The sequence below is a fragment of the Stutzerimonas stutzeri genome, from assembly GCF_009789555.1.
Classification (GTDB): domain Bacteria; phylum Pseudomonadota; class Gammaproteobacteria; order Pseudomonadales; family Pseudomonadaceae; genus Stutzerimonas; species Stutzerimonas stutzeri_R.
Genome location: NZ_CP046902.1, coordinates 2,032,038 through 2,048,492 on the forward strand (window position 1 = coordinate 2,032,038; position 16,455 = coordinate 2,048,492).

A 16,455-nucleotide genomic window follows, 5' to 3' on the forward strand; every position below is an offset into this window, starting at 1 on the left:
GGGCTAGCACGATGAAACGCGTAATCAATTTCATGGGCGTGCGTCATGTGGCCTTTGCCCTGACGGTGCTGCTCACGCTTGCTTCGCTCGGTAGCCTGGCGGTGAAAGGGCTGAATTTCGGCCTGGATTTCACCGGCGGCACATTGATCGAGCTGTCCTACGAACAACCGGTGGCCCTTGACCAGGTGCGGGCGCAGCTCTCGAGTTCCGGTTTCGGCGATGCCGTGGTGCAGAGCTTTGGCGCCACCACCGACGTGTTGGTGAGGATGCCAGGCGACGATCCGATGCTCGGCGAGCGTATCGCCGAAGCGCTTCGTGGCGATGAGGGCGCCGGCGGACTCACGGTCAAGCGTGTCGAGTTCGTTGGGCCCGCGGTTGGCGAGGAGCTCCGTGACCAGGGCGGGCTTGGCATGCTGCTCGCGCTGGGTGGCATCCTCGTCTACGTCGCCTTTCGGTTTCAGTGGAAGTTCGGCTTGGGCGCGGTGCTTTCGCTGTTCCACGATGTGGTGCTGGTGCTTGGCGTCTTCTCGCTGTTCCAGATTTCGTTCGATCTGACGGTGCTCGCGGCGGTGCTTGCGGTGATCGGTTATTCGCTCAACGACACCATCGTGATCTTCGACCGGATCCGCGAGAACTTCCGCATCCTGCGTAAAGCGGAGTTGTTGGAGAACATCAATATCTCCACGACCCAGACCTTGCTGCGTACCTTGGCGACGTCGGTATCGACCCTGCTGGCGGTCGGTGCGCTGATGTTCTTCGGTGGCGAGAATCTGTGGGGCTTCTCGTTGGCGCTGTTGATCGGCGTTGGCGCCGGCACCTACTCGTCGGTCTATGTCGCCGGGATGCTGCTGGTATGGCTGAAGCTCACACGTGACGACTTGATCCCTCCGGTGGTCGAAGAGGTCGACGAGCGCCCCTGATCGGTTTTTCTGAACTTCTGGCGTGGCCTGTTGCCTAACGGGCGCAGCGGGCCTGGCCCGCCAGAAAAAGGGAAAAGCAATGAACAAGTCGATGCTGGTAGGTAGCGTTCTGGGTGCTGTAGTCGTCACTGCTGGCGGTGCATTTGCCACCTATTCACTGGTCGATCGCGGGCCGCAATACGCTGAAGTCCGGGCCGTTGAGCCGATCAAGGAAACCATCGAGACCCCTCGAGAAGTTTGTCGGGATGTCACCGTCACACGGCAAAAGCCCGTGCAGGACAGCAATCGAATTGCCGGTACGGCAGTCGGCGCGGTGGTGGGTGGCTTGCTGGGCAATCAGGTCGGCGGCGGCAACGGCAAGAAGATCGCCACCGTGGTCGGTGCGGTGGGCGGCGGCTACGCCGGTAATCAGGTGCAAGGCCGGATGCAGGCGAATGACACCTACACCACCACCGAAACCCGCTGCGATACCGTGACGGACCGGCACGACGAGGTCGTCGGCTACGACGTCGAATATGATCTGGATGGCGAGATCGGTCGAGTCCGGATGGATCGCGATCCCGGCAGCAGGATTCCTTACCGCGATGGCCAGTTGGTACTGACCCAGCAGTGAGTCGTATCGCCAATAAAAAAACGCCCGTTCGGGCGTTTTTTTATAGCTGTTTACCTATCGCTTCAATGAGGGCGTCAGGTGCGGCTGGATCGTGGTCAGGACGGCCTTGAAGCATTTGGTGTTACCGGCCACGATCTGGCCTTTCTCAAGGAAGTCGTGGCTGCCGCTGAAGTCGCTGACCAGGCCGCCCGCTTCCTGGATCAGCAGTGCGCCTGCGGCCATGTCCCATTCGGACAGGCCGAACTCCCAGAACGCGTCATAGCGACCGGCGGCTACATAGGCGAGGTCCAGGCTGGCCGCGCCCGCGCGACGCAGGCCGGCTGTCTGCCCGACCAGGCTGCGGAACATGTTCAAGTAGCTGTCCATGTTGTCCATCTGGCCGTCGCGGAACGGGAAGCCGGTGCCGAGCAGGGCGCCCTCCAGGCTTTTGCGTGCGCTGACGCGCAGGCGGCGACCGTTGAGCGCGGCGCCACGGCCACGGCTCGCGGTGAATTCCTCCTGGCGCACCGGGTCGAGCACCACGGCATGCTCAAGGCGACCACGGTATTTGCAGGCAATGCTGACGGCGTAATGCGGGACGCCGCGCAGGAAGTTGGTGGTGCCATCCAGCGGATCGATCACCCACAGGTAGTCCGCGCCCTCGCCGCTGCCTTCCAGCAGCCCGCCTTCCTCGCCGAGAATGCCGTGGTTCGGATAGGCCTTGCGCAGCGCGGTAACGATGAGCTGCTCAGCGGTGCGGTCGATTTCCGAGACGTAATCGCGCGCGTCCTTTTCGCTGACCGAGATCACGTCCAGGCGCTCGGTGGAACGAACAATCATTTCGCCGGCGCTACGGGCGGCGCGCAGCGCGATATTCAGCATGGGCTGCATCGGTCAGTTACCTGGTCGTTTAAAGAAAGCCGGCAATTCTATCAGAAAGCTTGATCGGATGTTATGTGTTCAAGCGCATCGGGAGGGCAATGGCGCAGCCGGCGGCCCTTCCTGTAAGCTTTCGGTTTGCTTTGCTGTCGAGAACAACCGTGTCGCTTCAGAACATTCGTGTGGTGCTGGTCAACACCAGTCACGCCGGCAATATCGGTGGCGCGGCCAGGGCTATGAAAAACATGGGCTTGTCCCGATTGGTCCTGGTTGACCCCGAGGATTTCCCCAGTCCGGACGCCAATGCCCGTGCCTCGGGTGCAACGGATATCCTCGAGTCGGCGCAGGTCGTGGCGACCCTCGAAGAGGCCCTGGTCGGGTGCAGCCTCGTGCTGGGCACCAGTGCGCGTGATCGCCGCATCCCCTGGCCGCTGCTGGACCCGCGCGAAACCGGGACGGTATGCCTGGAGCAGGTCCAGCGCGGTGGCGAGGTCGCGCTGGTGTTTGGGCGGGAATACGCCGGGCTCACCAATGAAGAGCTTCAGCGCTGCCAGTTCCATGTGCACATCCCTTCGGACCCAGCGTTCAGTTCGCTGAATCTGGCCGCGGCGGTACAGGTGCTTGCCTATGAGGTGCGCATGGCCTGGCTTGCAGCGAATGACCAGCCAAGCAAACAGGAAAAGCTGGAGTCCACCTCGATGCTCAATGCCCAGCCGGTGACGGCCGATGAGCTCGAGCATTATTACGGACATCTCGAGCAGACCCTGATCGAGATCGGGTTTCTCGACCCCGCGAAGCCTCGTCACCTGATGCCGCGCCTGCGCAGGCTTTATGGTCGCAGCGCAATCAGCAAGCTGGAAATGAACATTCTGCGCGGCATTCTTACCGAGACCCAGAAAGCCGTCCGCGGCGAACCCCACAAGCGGAGATCCGATTGATGTTCGAACGCATGCGCGAAGATATCCAGAGTGTTTTTCACCGCGATCCGGCGGCGCGTAACGCATTCGAGGTCATCACCTGCTATCCGGGCCTGCATGCTGTCTGGTTCCATCGGCTGTCTCATTGGCTTTGGGTAAACGACTGCAAGTGGCTGGCGCGGATGAATTCGAACCTGGCGCGCTGGTTGACCGGGATCGAGATACATCCGGGCGCGCAGATCGGTCGGCGATTCTTCATCGATCATGGCATGGGTATCGTCATTGGCGAGACCGCCCAGATTGGCGACGATGTAACCCTCTATCATGGTGTCACGCTGGGCGGTACCAGTTGGAACAAGGGTAAGCGTCATCCAACGCTCGAGGATGGAGTGATTGTCGGCGCCGGGGCGAAGATCCTTGGTCCGTTCACGGTAGGGGCCGGTGCCAAGGTTGGCTCCAATGCGGTGGTCACGCGGGCGGTGCCGGCCGGTGCCACGGCGGTGGGCATTCCCGGGCGCGTGATCGTCAAGTCCGATGACGAGCAGGAGGCCAAGCGCAAGGCAATCGCCGAGAAGATCGGCTTCGATGCCTATGGCGTGACCGAAGACATGCCCGATCCGCTGGCACGCGCTATCGGCCAGTTGCTCGATCACGTGCAGGCAGTGGAGGAGCGCATGGAGGGGATGTGCCAGGCGCTGACCGCGCTGGGCAGCGATTACTGCGCAAAGCAGATGCCTGAATTGCGGGAAGAGGATTTCGCCGAGGTGAAGAACCTGGGCGACGATCCCCGTAGCTGACTATCCACCCGCTGAAGTGCGATGGGCGAGGCGTGCTGCTATGATAGGCGCCTTTCGCGGCCCCAGAGCCGGTCTCGTCCCGTCAATTTCCCTGTTGCGGCTAAAGTCCGAGTGATTTAATAGGTCTTATAGTTGATCTAAATAGTCGGGTATTGCATACTTGGCCCAAACCATGATGCTTGGTGCGAACCGATGCGATTGACTACCAAAGGCCGTTACGCCGTCACTGCGATGCTCGATCTTGCGCTGCATGCGCAACACGGGCCGGTGTCCCTCGCGGACATTTCCGAGCGGCAGGGCATCTCGCTTTCCTACCTCGAACAGCTATTTGCCAAGTTACGCCGTGGGAACCTGGTTACCAGCGTGCGAGGGCCCGGTGGCGGTTACCAGCTGTCACGCGAGATGACCGGGATCCAGGTGGCGCAGGTCATCGATGCGGTCAATGAGTCCGTCGACGCCACCCGTTGCCAGGGGTTGGGCGATTGTCATTCGGGCGATACCTGTCTGACCCACCATTTGTGGTGCGATTTGAGCCAGCAGATCCACGCGTTTCTGAGCGGTATCAGTCTGGCGGATCTGGTGATGCGTCGCGAGGTTCAGGAAGTGGCGCTGCGACAGGATATGCGCCGCGCCAAGGGTCTGACATCGCAACTGGATAAGATTGAAGCGTCCGCCGTCGAGTGAGCAGGACGACTGCCTGATAGGAGATACCTGATGAAGTTGCCGATTTACCTCGATTACTCCGCTACCACACCGGTCGATCCTCGCGTTGCCGAGAAGATGGTCGAATGCCTGACTGCCGAAGGCAACTTCGGTAACCCGGCGTCGCGCTCCCACGCGTTTGGCTGGAAAGCCGAAGAAGCCGTTGAAAATGCCCGTCGGCAAGTTGCTGAACTGGTCAATGCCGATCCGCGAGAAATCGTCTGGACGTCCGGCGCGACCGAGTCGGACAACCTGGCGATCAAGGGCGTCGCGCATTTCTATGCCTCCAAAGGCAAGCACATCGTGACCAGCAAGATCGAGCACAAGGCTGTGCTGGACACAACCCGCCAGCTCGAGCGTGAAGGCTTCGAAGTGACCTACATCGAACCGGGCGAAGACGGCGTGATCACGCCGGCCATGGTCGAGGCGGCGCTGCGTGACGACACCGTGCTGGTGTCCATCATGCATGTGAACAATGAAATCGGAACGATCAACGACATCGCCGCCATCGGTGAACTTACCCGTTCGCGTGGCGTGTTGTTCCATGTCGACGCCGCTCAGTCCACGGGCAAGGTCGAGATCGATCTGGAGAACATGAAGGTCGACCTGATGTCCTTCTCCGCCCACAAGACCTACGGCCCCAAGGGTGTCGGCGCGCTGTATGTACGCCGTAAGCCGCGGGTACGTCTGGAGGCGCAGATGCACGGCGGCGGCCATGAGCGCGGTATGCGCTCAGGAACCCTGGCCGCGCACCAGTCGGTCGGCATGGGGGAGGCGTTTCGCATAGCCAAGCAAGAGATGGCCGCCGAGAACGAGCGCATTACCCGACTGCGCGACCGCTTCTTCAAGCAGGTCGAGCATCTCGAAGAGCTGTATGTGAACGGCAGCATGACGTCCCGGGTTCCGCACAACCTGAACCTGAGCTTCAATTATGTGGAAGGCGAGTCGCTGATCATGGCGCTCAAGGACCTGGCGGTTTCGTCCGGTTCGGCCTGCACCTCGGCTTCGCTGGAACCGTCCTATGTGCTCCGCGCGCTGGGTCGCAACGACGAACTCGCTCACAGCTCGATCCGTTTCACCTTCGGCCGCTTCACCACCGAAGAAGAAGTCGACTACGCCGCGCAGAAAGTCAGCGAGGCGGTAACCAAGTTGCGTGAGCTTTCACCCCTGTGGGACATGTTCAAGGATGGCGTCGACATTTCCCAGGTCGAGTGGGCTGCCCACTGATCCGACCCGTCGAGCTCCGCATAGCCTGATTCAAAGAGGATTGCACCATGGCATACAGTGATAAGGTCATTGACCATTACGAAAATCCCCGCAACGTCGGCAAATTCGACGCTGAGGATCCCTCCATTGGCACCGGCATGGTCGGCGCCCCGGCGTGCGGCGATGTAATGCGCCTGCAGATCAAGGTCAACGAGCAGGGCATCATCGAAGACGCCAAGTTCAAGACCTACGGATGCGGTTCCGCCATTGCCTCCAGTTCTCTGGCCACCGAGTGGATGAAGGGCAAGACGCTGGAAGAGGCGGAAACCATCAAGAACACTCAGCTGGCGGAAGAGCTGGCGTTGCCGCCAGTGAAAATCCACTGCTCGGTCCTGGCAGAAGATGCCATCAAGGCGGCCGTTCGCGATTATCGCGAGAAGAAAGGGTTGCCCCAGGCGTAAGGAGGTATCGATGGCTATCAGCATGACAACCGCCGCTGCCGATCATGTGCGCCGCTCCCTCGAGGGGCGCGGCAAGGGCGTGGGCGTCCGGTTGGGCGTACGTACCACCGGCTGCTCCGGTCTGGCTTATGTGCTGGAGTTCGTTGACGAAGCAGCGGCAGAGGACTCGGTGTTCGACAGTCACGGGGTGAAGGTCGTCATCGATCCCAAGAGCCTGGTGTACCTGGATGGCACGGAGCTCGACTTCGTCCGTGAAGGGCTGAACGAGGGCTTCAAGTTCAATAACCCCAACGTGCGTGGCGAATGCGGCTGCGGCGAGAGCTTCAATATCTGAGGACGCTGTGGGAACTCCCTGTCACTACGCGCTGTTCGAGTTGCAGCCTGCCTTCGATATCGACCTGGACATGCTCTCGTCTCGTTATCGCGAGCTGGCGCGCAAAGTTCATCCCGATCGCTTCGCTGATGCCGGTGAGACTGAGCAGCGCCATGCCATCGAGCAATCGGCGAATCTGAACGAGGCCTATCAGACCCTCAAGAGCCCTTCGCGGCGGGCCCGATACCTGCTGACCCTGCAGGGCCGCGAAATGCCGCTGGAGGCGACCGTTCAGGACCCCGCGTTCCTCATGCAGCAGATGCAATGGAGAGAGGAGCTCGAGGAGCTGCAAGAGGACGCCGATATCGACGGTGTCGTTGCGTTCAAGGCCCGCCTCAAGGCTTCTCAGCAGGCACTCAATGATTCGTTCGCTCGAGTCTGGCGGGATGAATCGCAGCGCGAAGAAGCGGAGCGGCTGGTACGTCGGATGCAGTTCCTCGACAAGCTGTCCCAGGAAGTGCGCCAGTTGGAAGAGCGCCTCGACGATTAACCCCGCGTAGCGCCAGGCGCTGCGCCCGATATCAGACAGACATGGCCTTACTTCAGATAGCTGAACCCGGACAAAGCCCGCAACCTCACCAGCGTCGCCTGGCAGTTGGAATCGATCTGGGCACCACCAATTCACTTGTGGCCGCGCTGCGCAGTGGCGTCACGGCGCCGCTGGCTGATGCCGATGGCGAAGTCATTCTGCCGTCCGCGGTGCGTTATCGCGCCGATCGTGTCGAAGTGGGCCAGGCCGCCAAGCGCGCCGCTGCCACCGATCCGTTGAACACCATTCTGTCGGTCAAGCGCCTGATGGGGCGCGGCATCGCCGATGTGAAGCAACTGGGCGGTCAACTGCCTTATCGCTTCAGCGAAGGGCAATCGCAGATGCCCTTCATCGAGACGGTGCAGGGCGCCAAGAGCCCGGTCGAGGTCTCTGCCGATATCCTCCGCGCGCTGCGCGAGCGGGCAGAGGCGGTACTCGGTGGCGAGCTGGTCGGGGCCGTGATCACGGTGCCGGCGTATTTCGATGAGGCCCAGCGGCAGGCGACCAAGGACGCCGCGCGATTGGCCAACCTGAACGTGCTGCGACTGCTCAACGAGCCCACCGCCGCGGCCGTCGCCTATGGTCTGGATCGTGAGGCGGAGGGCGTCGTCGCTATTTATGATCTGGGTGGCGGAACCTTCGACATTTCGATCCTGCGCCTGACCAAGGGTGTGTTCGAAGTGCTCGCGACCGGGGGCGATACCGCGCTCGGCGGTGACGATTTCGATCATGCGATCGCGGGGTGGATTCTCGCCCAGGCGGGTGCCTCCGAGGATCTCGACCCCGGGGCGCAGCGCGAAGTGCTGAAAATGGCCTGTGACGCGAAAGAGCGGCTCAGCGATGCCGAATCCGTCGACGTGCGCTATGCCGGCTGGCAGGGTGCGCTGACGCGCGAGACCTTCAACGCGCTCATCGATCCGATGATCGCCCGCAGCCTCAAGTCGTGTCGGCGGGCTTTGCGCGATTCCTCTGTCGAGCTTGAGGACGTGCATGCCGTTGTCATGGTTGGGGGTTCGACCCGGGTTCCACGGGTGCGCGAGCGGGTCGGCGAAATGTTCGGTCGTGAGCCGCTGACCGATATCGATCCCGATCAGGTCGTAGCCATCGGCGCGGCAATCCAGGCTGAGACGCTTGCCGGCAACAACCGTGATGGCGAAGAGCTTCTGCTGCTCGACGTGATCCCGCTGTCGCTAGGGCTGGAAACCATGGGCGGTCTGATGGAGAAGATCATTCCGCGCAACACCACCATTCCGGTCGCGCGCGCCCAGGAATTCACCACCTATAAAGATGGCCAGTCGGCCATGATGATCCACGTGCTGCAGGGCGAGCGAGAGCTCATTGCCGACTGCCGTTCGCTGGCTCGTTTCGAGTTGCGCGGCATTCCGCCGATGGTGGCCGGAGCGGCGAAAATCCGCGTGACCTTTCAGGTCGATGCCGACGGGCTGCTCAGCGTATCGGCGCGAGAGCTTGCCTCAGGCGTCGAGTCCAGTATTCAGGTCAAGCCGTCCTATGGGCTGACCGATGGCGAGATCGCCCGCATGCTGGAAGATTCCTTCCACAAGGCCGGCGAAGACAAGGCCGCCCGTGCGCTGCGCGAACAGCTGGTCGATGCACAACGGCTGCTCGAGGCGGTCGACAGTGCGCTGGCCGTGGATGGCGAGCGGCTGCTCAGCGAGGAAGAGCGCGAGGCCATCGAATCGCAGATGCAGGCGCTGCGTGAGCTGCTCGATAGCCAGGACGGCACTGCCATCGAGCGCCAGATCAAACGCCTGAGCCAGATTACCGATGCCTTTGCCGCGCGCAGGCTAGATTCCACCGTCAAGGCCGCACTGGCTGGGCGGCGGCTTAACGATATCGAGGAATGACCCAGATGCCGCAGATTGTTTTCCTGCCTCACGCCGACCATTGCCCGGAAGGCGCGGTGGTGCAAGCGCAGCCCGGTGAGACGGTGCTCGACGCCGCATTGCGAAACGGCATCGATATCGAGCACGCGTGTGAGAAATCCTGTGCCTGCACGACGTGCCATGTGGTGATCCGCGAGGGTTTTGCCTCGCTCGAGCCCTCTGACGAGCTCGAAGATGACATGCTGGACAAGGCGTGGGGTCTGGAACCCAGCTCCCGGCTGTCCTGCCAGGCGGCCGTCGCGGATGTCGATCTGGTGGTCGAGATACCGAAGTACACCATCAATCAAGTATCCGAAGGCCATTGAGGGCGAGGTGAAGCATGGCGCTGAAATGGGCTGATGTGCTGGATATCGCAATCGAGCTGGCCGAACGCAAGCCGGACGTGGATCCGCGTTATGTGAACTTCGTCGAGCTGCATCGTTGGGTCGTCGAGTTGCCCGATTTTTCGGATGACCCGAAACGCGGCGGCGAAAAAGTGCTCGAAGCCATCCAGGCTGCCTGGATCGAAGAAGCCTAGACGCGGCTACACGCCCGGCCTCTGGTCGCTTTGCAGGTTGCCGGGCGGCGTTCGGGTCTGGCTGCCGCACCTGGCCGCGCAGCCGCTCTTATATTTTCATCCGTGACCCGCGTATAATTCGCGGGTTTACTTGTTCGCTTTAACCTATCGATTTCTGGAGTTTCAAATGGCCCTGCAACGCACTTTCTCCATCATCAAGCCTGACGCTGTCGCCAAGAACGTTATCGGTGAAATCACTTCCCGTTTCGAAAAGGCTGGTCTGCGCGTCGTCGCTTCGAAGATGGTCCAACTGTCCGAGCGTGAAGCGGGCGGTTTCTACGCTGAGCACAGCGAGCGCGGCTTCTTCAAGGATCTGGTCGCCTTCATGGTTTCCGGTCCGGTCATCGTTCAGGTTCTGGAAGGCGAAGACGCCATCGCCAAGAACCGTGAGCTGATGGGCGCTACCAACCCGAAGGAAGCGGCTCCGGGCACCATTCGCGCCGATTTCGCCGTGTCCATCGACGAGAACGCCGTTCACGGTTCCGACTCCGAAGCGTCCGCTGCTCGTGAAATCGCCTATTTCTTCTCCGCCACCGAAGTGTGTGCCCGCATTCGCTGATCAGGCGAAGGTGAATCCAGATGACTGTCATGACCAGTAAAGTGAATCTGTTGGGGCTGACCCAGCCCCAACTGGAAAGCTTCTTCGATTCAATAGGGGAGAAGCGCTTCCGTGCCGGTCAGGTCATGAAGTGGATTCACCATTTTGGCGTCGATGATTTCGACGCCATGAGCAACATTGGCAAGGCCTTGCGCGAGAAGCTCAAGGCCTGCGCCGAGATTCGTGGTCCCGAGATCGTCAGCGAAGACATCTCGACCGACGGCACCCGCAAATGGGTGGTGCGCGTGGCTTCGGGTAGCTGCGTGGAAACCGTCTACATTCCCCAGGGGGGACGCGGCACGCTCTGCGTTTCATCCCAGGCCGGTTGCGCACTGGATTGCAGTTTCTGCTCCACCGGCAAGCAAGGATTCAACAGCAACCTCACCGCCGCCGAAGTGATTGGCCAGGTGTGGATTGCCAACAAGTCGTTCGGCACCATCCCGGCAAAGGTCGATCGCGCCATCACCAACGTGGTGATGATGGGCATGGGCGAGCCGCTGCTCAACTTCGACAATGTCGTTGCCGCCATGCATATCATGATGGATGACCTGGGCTACGGGATTTCCAAGCGCAAGGTCACGCTTTCGACCTCCGGTGTCGTGCCGATGATCGACGAATTGTCCAAGGTCATCGATGTGTCGCTGGCGTTGTCGCTGCACGCGCCGAACGATGCATTGCGCGACCAGCTGGTACCGATCAACAAGAAATATCCGTTGGATATGCTGCTGGCCGCCTGTCAGCGTTACATCTCCAATCTGGGCGAAAAGCGCGTACTGACCATTGAATACACGCTGTTGCAGGGCATCAACGACCAGCCGGAGCATGCCGAGCAAATGGTCACGCTGCTGGCCAAAATTCCCTGCAAGATCAATCTGATCCCTTTCAACCCCTTCCCGCATTCCGGATATGAGCGGCCGAGCAACAATGCGATCCGTCGTTTTCAGGACATCCTGCATAAAGCCGGGCACAATGTGACGGTCCGTACGACTCGCGGCGAAGATATCGATGCCGCCTGCGGCCAGTTGGTCGGGCAGGTCCTGGATCGGACGCGCCGAAGCGAGCGCTACATCGCGGTGCGAGAACTGCAATCCGAGCCAGTGACGGCACCCGTTGCTACGAACCGTTCCTGAGGGGGATTCCGATGACCTTGCGCGTTGCGCTGCTGTTTCTGCTTGCCGGCCTGATGGCTGGGTGTGTTTCTTCCGGGACAGGCAATCCCATGCGGACCTCGGAAGGGCGCGACGAAGCGAGAGACGCCTATATCCAGCTGGGTATCGGCTATTTGCAGCAGGGCGAGGCCTCGCGCGCCAAGACGCCGCTACGCAAGGCGCTTGAGCTGGATCCGAACAGCGCGGACGCGCATGCCGCGCTGGCGCTGGTGTTTCAGAACGAAATGGAAACCCAGCTGGCAGACGAGCATTACCGCAAGGCGCTGTCTGGCCGCAACGATGCGCGTATCCTGAACAACTACGGCAGCTTCCTGTTCGAGCAGAAGCGCTACCAGGAGGCCATGGATCGCTTTGCCAAGGCAGCCGAAGACAACCTCTATTCCGGTCGCTCGCATGTTTTTCAGAACATGGGCATGACCGCACTGAAGCTCGGTCAGCGTGAGCAGGCCGAAACCTATTTCACGCGTGCATTGCGCCTCGACAGCCGCCAGCCGCGTGCGCTGCTCGAACTGGCGATCATGGCATACGAGGACAAGCAATATGTCCCGGCCAAGCGCTACTACGACGGATTCAGCAACCTGTCCGAGCAGAATGCCCGCAGCCTGCTGTTAGGCGTGCGTCTGGCCCAGATTCATCAGGACCGGGACCAGGCGGCGAGCCTGGGCCTGCAGCTCAAGCGCCTGTATCCGGGTACGCCTGAATACCAACAGTTTCTTTCGGAGCAACGATGATAGCGCCACACTCTGAAGCCGCTGCCCCGACCCTCGCCAATCCGGGCGAAACGCTTCGCACCGCGCGCGAAAGCAAGAGCTGGTCGATTTCTTCGGTGGCCAAACAGCTCAATCTGTCGGAGCGCTCGCTCATCCAGATCGAAGCGGGCGACTTCAGCCAACTGCCTGGCCATACCTTTGCCCGCGGCTACGTTCGCGCTTACGCCAAGCTGTTGGGGCTCGACCAGAATCGCCTGGTGCAGCAGTTCGACCAGCACACCGGTACGGACGCGACCGGTAGCAGCGTGAACAGCCTCGGCCATATCGATGAGCCGGTGCGCCTGTCGCGCAGCATGGTGCGCTTCTTCACCTTCATTCTGACGTTGGTCATCGCCGTCGGGGCCTTTCTCTGGTGGCAGGACCGTTCGACCCGTAACGAGACAAACCGCTCGGTCACGGCGCTTGAGCGAATCGAGGTCGAGGCGGCGGACGGTACCACCGAGATTCACCTGCTCGACCGTGCCGACGAACCCGCTGAGCTTCCCGCCGACGAACCGCTCGACTCGACGCCTGCCACGGTGGACGATCAGACGCAGGCCCCGGCCGCCGAAGCCTTGCCGCTGGATGAACAGCCCGCCGCCCAGGCGCCCGTCGATGAGGCTGCCGGGCAGGGCGATTCGGCGCCGTCGAGCGAGGCATCGATTACAGAGGTTGAGACCGACCCCGTTGCTCCGCTAGCCAGTGCCGCGACCGGGCCCGACGCCGCTGCGCCAGTAGCCGAAACCGACGCTGTCGCGCCGGGCGAGGGTCGCGTGGCGCTGGACTACACCGCGGACTGCTGGACCCGCGTGACCGACGCGGACGGCAAAGTGCTCTATAGCGGATTGGCGAAAGCCGGTACCCATCGCACCGTGGTCGGCAAAACCCCATTGGACGTGCACCTGGGCTTCGCCTCCGGCGTGCAGGTCAGCTTCAACGGCGAAGCCGTCAATCTTTCTGGCAAAACGCGTGGTGAAACCGCGCGCCTCAAGCTCGGACAGTAATCATGCACAGTGAGTCCCCCATCAAGCGCCGTCCTACCCGAAAGATCTGGGTGGGCAGCGTACCGGTCGGTGGCGATGCGCCTATCGCCGTTCAAAGCATGACCAATACCGAAACCTGTGACGTCGACGCGACCGTTGCACAGATCCAGCGGTTGCAGGACGCTGGCGCCGACATCGCCCGCGTATCGGTGCCTTCGATGGAAGCGGCCGAGGCGTTTGGCAGGATCAAGCAACGCGTCGGCCTGCCGCTGGTGGCCGACATCCACTTCGACTACCAGATCGCGTTGCGCGTGGCTGAGCTTGGTGTCGATTGCCTGCGCATCAACCCGGGCAACATCGGTCGTGAAGATCGCGTGCGCGCGGTGGTGGAAGCGGCCCGCGACCGTGGTATCCCGATCCGCATCGGCGTCAATGCCGGCTCGCTGGAAAAGGACCTGCAGAAGAAATACGGCGAACCGACGCCCGAGGCACTGGTGGAATCGGCATTGCGCCACGTCGAACACCTCGACCGGCTGAACTTTCCGGATTTCAAGGTCAGCGTCAAGGCGTCCGATGTGTTCATGGCAGTGGCCGCGTACCGGCTGTTGGCAGACAAGATCGAGCAACCGTTGCACCTGGGCATCACCGAGGCCGGCGGCTTGCGCTCGGGCACGGTGAAGTCGGCGGTGGGCTTGGGCATGCTGCTGGCCGAGGGCATCGGCGATACCATTCGCATATCGCTGGCGGCCGACCCGGTGGAAGAAATCAAGGTCGGGTTCGATATTCTCAAGTCGTTGCGCCTGCGCTCGCGTGGCATCAACTTCATCGCCTGCCCGAGCTGCTCGCGGCAGAACTTCGATGTGGTCAAGACCATGAACGAGCTCGAAGGACGGCTGGATGATTTGCTGGTGCCGCTGGACGTGGCGGTGATCGGTTGTGTCGTCAATGGACCAGGAGAGGCCAAGGAGGCGCACATTGGGCTGACCGGCGGGACGCCCAACAACCTCATCTATATCGATGGCAAGCCGGCGCAGAAACTAAGCAACGACAATCTGGTCGACGAGCTGGAACAGCTGATTCGCCGCAAGGCCAGCGAGAAGGCCGAGGCCGATGCTGCGCTGATCGTGCGCAGCTGATTTAAGGAACTGAATTGAGCAAGTCCCTGCAAGCCATACGTGGCATGAACGATATCCTGCCGGCACAGACGCCGGTCTGGCGCTACCTGGAAACGACTTTCGCCGAGCTGCTCGACAGCTACGGTTACAGCGAGATTCGCCTGCCAATCCTCGAGTTCACCGACCTGTTCGCCCGCGGCATCGGCGAGGGCACCGACGTGGTCGACAAGGAGATGTATACCTTTCTCGACCGTAACGAGGAGTCGCTGACGCTGCGTCCCGAGGGGACGGCAGGTTGCGTCCGCGCCGTGCTCGAGCATGGCATGACCGGAGGCGGGCAGGTTCAGAAGCTCTGGTATGCCGGCCCGATGTTCCGCTACGAGAAGCCGCAGAAGGGTCGCTATCGTCAGTTCCATCAGATTGGCGTGGAAGTGTTCAATCAGCCGGGGCCGGATGTCGATGCTGAGCTGATCGTGCTGACCGCCCGGTTGTGGAAGAAGCTTGGCTTGTCCGAGGCGGTCACGCTGCAGCTCAACAGCCTGGGTTCCAGCCAGGCACGCGCGACTTACCGCGATGCCTTGGTCGCTTATCTGCGCCAGCACGTCGATCAACTCGACGAAGACAGTCAGCGCCGTCTGACCAGCAACCCTCTGCGCATCCTGGACAGCAAGAACGCCCAGACCCAGGCGCTGCTGGTCGATGCGCCAACCCTGCAGGATTATCTGGACGACGAGTCCCGCGTGCATTTCGACGGCCTCAGGGCTCGCCTCGATGCGGCGGGGATCGCCTACCAGATCAACCCGAAGCTGGTTCGCGGCCTGGACTATTACGGCCGCACCGTATTCGAGTGGGTCACCGACAAGCTGGGCTCGCAGGGTACTGTGTGCGCCGGCGGTCGCTATGACGGGCTGGTCAGTCAGTTTGGCGGCAAGCCGACGCCAGGCGTTGGTTTCGCCATGGGAATAGAACGCCTGGTGTTGCTGCTCGAAACCCTTGAGTGTGTTCCGGAAACGCTCAATCAGCCGGCACATGCCTTCATCTGTGCCTTTGGCGAGGCGGCCGAGCTGGCCGCGCTGGCGCTGGCGGAACGGCTTCGCGATGCATTGCCGGGGCTTCGCCTGTTGGTCAACGCCGGTGGCGGCAGTTTCAAGAGCCAGTTCAAGAAGGCCGACAAGAGCGGTGCGCGTTTTGCGCTGATTCTGGGTGACGACGAACTGGCCGGGCGCGTGGTAGGTTGCAAGCCGCTGCGCGACGACAGCGAACAACAAAGTATTGCCTGGGATGCTCTACCCGAGCGTCTGGCTGCCTGTCTGGCTTGATCGGACGGGTTTGAATTCAGCGATTGTAAGGAGTGGCAGTGTGACCTCGGGTACCGAAGAAGAACAGCTGGCGCAGATCAAGGACTGGTGGCAGCGCAACGGAAAGCCATTGCTGCTCGGGGGCGCACTCGCTCTGGTGCTGGTGTTTGGCTGGCAATTCTGGCAGAAGCATCAGCTCAATCAGGAACAGAACGCCTCGGCCGTTTATCAGCAGCTGCTCAATGCCGCGCTCGATGAGGGTCAGGTGGACACCGCCGAAGTCTCGCGTCTGGGCAGTCTTCTGAAGAAGGAATTCGCCGGTTCGCATTATGCGCAGTACGGCGCTCTGTTCGTGGCCAAGGTGGCTGTGGAGTCGGGCCGTCTCGACGAGGCCGCGGCTGAGTTGCAACCTGTCTTGGACAAGCCTGCCGACAAGACGCTCGAAGAGCTGGCTCGCCAACGCCTGGCGCGTATCCTGGCGGCGCAGGACAAGGCCGAGCAAGCGCTTGAGCTGCTCCAGGGCGAGGCTGCCGAGGCATTCGGCGCCAGCCGCGAGGAGTTGCGGGGCGATCTGCTGGTCAAGCTTGGGCGCCCTGACGAGGCCCACGCCGCCTATACCAAGGCAAAAGAATTGCTGTCGCAGGATGCCGCGATCGGTGGCCTACAGCTGAAACTGGACGACCTGGCTCGTGGAGAGGCGTGAATTG

20 protein-coding genes are annotated in these 16,455 nt (G+C 61.6%); 19 read left to right on the forward strand and 1 reads right to left on the reverse strand.

The window, feature by feature from the left end; translation table 11 throughout:
* Positions 1 to 11: 11 nt before the first annotated feature.
* Entirely contained in the window at positions 12 to 920 is a 909-nt protein-coding gene (gene secF / locus GQA94_RS09485) for a protein translocase subunit SecF (RefSeq protein ID WP_158187777.1), read from the forward strand.
* A gap of 79 nt (positions 921 to 999) precedes the next feature.
* Positions 1,000 to 1,533 carry a glycine zipper 2TM domain-containing protein gene (locus tag GQA94_RS09490; protein WP_158187778.1) on the forward strand — a complete coding sequence of 178 codons (534 nt, stop codon included), beginning with the start codon at positions 1,000 to 1,002 and terminating at the stop codon, positions 1,531 to 1,533.
* Positions 1,534 to 1,587: 54 nt separating this feature from the next.
* On the opposite strand, the gene suhB is transcribed toward GQA94_RS09490, so the two are convergent.
* A complete protein-coding gene (gene suhB, locus GQA94_RS09495; protein WP_158187779.1) occupies positions 1,588 to 2,403 on the reverse strand; it encodes an inositol-phosphate phosphatase in 816 nt (271 codons plus the stop codon).
* Positions 2,404 to 2,492: 89 nt separating this feature from the next.
* Between suhB and trmJ the strand changes: the two genes are divergently transcribed.
* The 17 genes from trmJ to GQA94_RS09580 all read left to right on the forward strand — a co-directional run bounded on the left by trmJ (position 2,493) and on the right by GQA94_RS09580 (position 16,451).
* Complete coding sequence (gene trmJ / locus GQA94_RS09500; protein WP_199270121.1) at positions 2,493 to 3,329, forward strand: tRNA (cytosine(32)/uridine(32)-2'-O)-methyltransferase TrmJ; 837 nt, start codon at positions 2,493 to 2,495, stop codon at positions 3,327 to 3,329.
* Positions 3,329 to 4,105 carry a serine O-acetyltransferase gene (gene cysE, locus GQA94_RS09505; protein ID WP_158187781.1) on the forward strand — a complete coding sequence of 259 codons (777 nt, stop codon included), beginning with the start codon at positions 3,329 to 3,331 and terminating at the stop codon, positions 4,103 to 4,105. The genes trmJ and cysE overlap by 1 nt, the downstream gene beginning before the upstream one ends.
* Before the next feature lie 192 nt (positions 4,106 to 4,297).
* Complete coding sequence (gene iscR, locus GQA94_RS09510; protein WP_158187782.1) at positions 4,298 to 4,789, forward strand: Fe-S cluster assembly transcriptional regulator IscR; 492 nt, start codon at positions 4,298 to 4,300, stop codon at positions 4,787 to 4,789.
* A 30-nt stretch (positions 4,790 to 4,819) separates the two neighbouring features.
* Positions 4,820 to 6,034, forward strand: coding sequence for an IscS subfamily cysteine desulfurase (locus GQA94_RS09515; protein WP_158187783.1), 1,215 nt, complete (start codon positions 4,820 to 4,822; stop codon positions 6,032 to 6,034).
* Positions 6,035 to 6,081: 47 nt separating this feature from the next.
* A complete protein-coding gene (gene iscU, locus GQA94_RS09520) occupies positions 6,082 to 6,474 on the forward strand; it encodes a Fe-S cluster assembly scaffold IscU (protein ID WP_021209491.1) in 393 nt (130 codons plus the stop codon).
* Between the two features lie 10 nt (positions 6,475 to 6,484).
* Positions 6,485 to 6,808: an iron-sulfur cluster assembly protein IscA gene (iscA, locus tag GQA94_RS09525; RefSeq protein ID WP_158187784.1), complete on the forward strand. Its 324-nt coding sequence runs from the start codon at positions 6,485 to 6,487 to the stop codon at positions 6,806 to 6,808.
* A gap of 7 nt (positions 6,809 to 6,815) precedes the next feature.
* A complete protein-coding gene (gene hscB, locus GQA94_RS09530; protein ID WP_158187785.1) occupies positions 6,816 to 7,337 on the forward strand; it encodes a co-chaperone HscB in 522 nt (173 codons plus the stop codon).
* 41 nt (positions 7,338 to 7,378) lie between these two features.
* Entirely contained in the window at positions 7,379 to 9,241 is a 1,863-nt protein-coding gene (gene hscA, locus GQA94_RS09535; RefSeq protein ID WP_158187786.1) for a Fe-S protein assembly chaperone HscA, read from the forward strand.
* Positions 9,242 to 9,246: 5 nt separating this feature from the next.
* Positions 9,247 to 9,585 carry an ISC system 2Fe-2S type ferredoxin gene (fdx, locus tag GQA94_RS09540; protein ID WP_158187787.1) on the forward strand — a complete coding sequence of 113 codons (339 nt, stop codon included), beginning with the start codon at positions 9,247 to 9,249 and terminating at the stop codon, positions 9,583 to 9,585.
* 14 nt (positions 9,586 to 9,599) lie between these two features.
* Complete coding sequence (gene iscX, locus GQA94_RS09545; RefSeq protein WP_158187788.1) at positions 9,600 to 9,797, forward strand: Fe-S cluster assembly protein IscX; 198 nt, start codon at positions 9,600 to 9,602, stop codon at positions 9,795 to 9,797.
* A gap of 166 nt (positions 9,798 to 9,963) precedes the next feature.
* Positions 9,964 to 10,395 carry a nucleoside-diphosphate kinase gene (ndk, locus tag GQA94_RS09550; protein ID WP_021209485.1) on the forward strand — a complete coding sequence of 144 codons (432 nt, stop codon included), beginning with the start codon at positions 9,964 to 9,966 and terminating at the stop codon, positions 10,393 to 10,395.
* A gap of 20 nt (positions 10,396 to 10,415) precedes the next feature.
* Positions 10,416 to 11,564 carry a 23S rRNA (adenine(2503)-C(2))-methyltransferase RlmN gene (rlmN, locus tag GQA94_RS09555; RefSeq protein WP_158187789.1) on the forward strand — a complete coding sequence of 383 codons (1,149 nt, stop codon included), beginning with the start codon at positions 10,416 to 10,418 and terminating at the stop codon, positions 11,562 to 11,564.
* An 11-nt stretch (positions 11,565 to 11,575) separates the two neighbouring features.
* On the forward strand, positions 11,576 to 12,334 hold the full coding sequence (gene pilW, locus GQA94_RS09560) for a type IV pilus biogenesis/stability protein PilW (protein WP_158187790.1): 759 nt from the start codon (positions 11,576 to 11,578) through the stop codon (positions 12,332 to 12,334).
* Complete coding sequence (locus GQA94_RS09565; protein WP_158187791.1) at positions 12,331 to 13,356, forward strand: RodZ domain-containing protein; 1,026 nt, start codon at positions 12,331 to 12,333, stop codon at positions 13,354 to 13,356. The genes pilW and GQA94_RS09565 overlap by 4 nt, the downstream gene beginning before the upstream one ends.
* A gap of 2 nt (positions 13,357 to 13,358) precedes the next feature.
* Positions 13,359 to 14,471, forward strand: coding sequence for a flavodoxin-dependent (E)-4-hydroxy-3-methylbut-2-enyl-diphosphate synthase (gene ispG / locus GQA94_RS09570; RefSeq protein WP_158187792.1), 1,113 nt, complete (start codon positions 13,359 to 13,361; stop codon positions 14,469 to 14,471).
* Positions 14,472 to 14,485: 14 nt separating this feature from the next.
* Positions 14,486 to 15,769: a histidine--tRNA ligase gene (hisS, locus tag GQA94_RS09575; protein ID WP_158187793.1), complete on the forward strand. Its 1,284-nt coding sequence runs from the start codon at positions 14,486 to 14,488 to the stop codon at positions 15,767 to 15,769.
* A gap of 40 nt (positions 15,770 to 15,809) precedes the next feature.
* Positions 15,810 to 16,451: a YfgM family protein gene (locus tag GQA94_RS09580; RefSeq protein ID WP_158187794.1), complete on the forward strand. Its 642-nt coding sequence runs from the start codon at positions 15,810 to 15,812 to the stop codon at positions 16,449 to 16,451.
* The last annotated feature ends 4 nt before the right edge of the window (positions 16,452 to 16,455 follow it).

Bases quoted from the DNA above. Each gene is read 5' to 3' on its own strand.
- secF (WP_158187777.1), top strand. From the start codon at position 12: ATGAAACGCGTAATCAATTTCATGGGCGTGCGTCATGTGGCCTTTGCC.
- GQA94_RS09490 (WP_158187778.1), top strand. From the start codon at position 1,000: ATGAACAAGTCGATGCTGGTAGGTAGCGTTCTGGGTGCTGTAGTCGTC.
- suhB (WP_158187779.1), bottom strand. From the start codon at position 2,403: ATGCAGCCCATGCTGAATATCGCGCTGCGCGCCGCCCGTAGCGCCGGC.
- trmJ (WP_199270121.1), top strand. From the start codon at position 2,493: ATGGCGCAGCCGGCGGCCCTTCCTGTAAGCTTTCGGTTTGCTTTGCTG.
- cysE (WP_158187781.1), top strand. From the start codon at position 3,329: ATGTTCGAACGCATGCGCGAAGATATCCAGAGTGTTTTTCACCGCGAT.
- iscR (WP_158187782.1), top strand. From the start codon at position 4,298: ATGCGATTGACTACCAAAGGCCGTTACGCCGTCACTGCGATGCTCGAT.
- GQA94_RS09515 (WP_158187783.1), top strand. From the start codon at position 4,820: ATGAAGTTGCCGATTTACCTCGATTACTCCGCTACCACACCGGTCGAT.
- iscU (WP_021209491.1), top strand. From the start codon at position 6,082: ATGGCATACAGTGATAAGGTCATTGACCATTACGAAAATCCCCGCAAC.
- iscA (WP_158187784.1), top strand. From the start codon at position 6,485: ATGGCTATCAGCATGACAACCGCCGCTGCCGATCATGTGCGCCGCTCC.
- hscA (WP_158187786.1), top strand. From the start codon at position 7,379: ATGGCCTTACTTCAGATAGCTGAACCCGGACAAAGCCCGCAACCTCAC.
- fdx (WP_158187787.1), top strand. From the start codon at position 9,247: ATGCCGCAGATTGTTTTCCTGCCTCACGCCGACCATTGCCCGGAAGGC.
- iscX (WP_158187788.1), top strand. From the start codon at position 9,600: ATGGCGCTGAAATGGGCTGATGTGCTGGATATCGCAATCGAGCTGGCC.
- ndk (WP_021209485.1), top strand. From the start codon at position 9,964: ATGGCCCTGCAACGCACTTTCTCCATCATCAAGCCTGACGCTGTCGCC.
- rlmN (WP_158187789.1), top strand. From the start codon at position 10,416: ATGACTGTCATGACCAGTAAAGTGAATCTGTTGGGGCTGACCCAGCCC.
- pilW (WP_158187790.1), top strand. From the start codon at position 11,576: ATGACCTTGCGCGTTGCGCTGCTGTTTCTGCTTGCCGGCCTGATGGCT.
- GQA94_RS09565 (WP_158187791.1), top strand. From the start codon at position 12,331: ATGATAGCGCCACACTCTGAAGCCGCTGCCCCGACCCTCGCCAATCCG.
- ispG (WP_158187792.1), top strand. From the start codon at position 13,359: ATGCACAGTGAGTCCCCCATCAAGCGCCGTCCTACCCGAAAGATCTGG.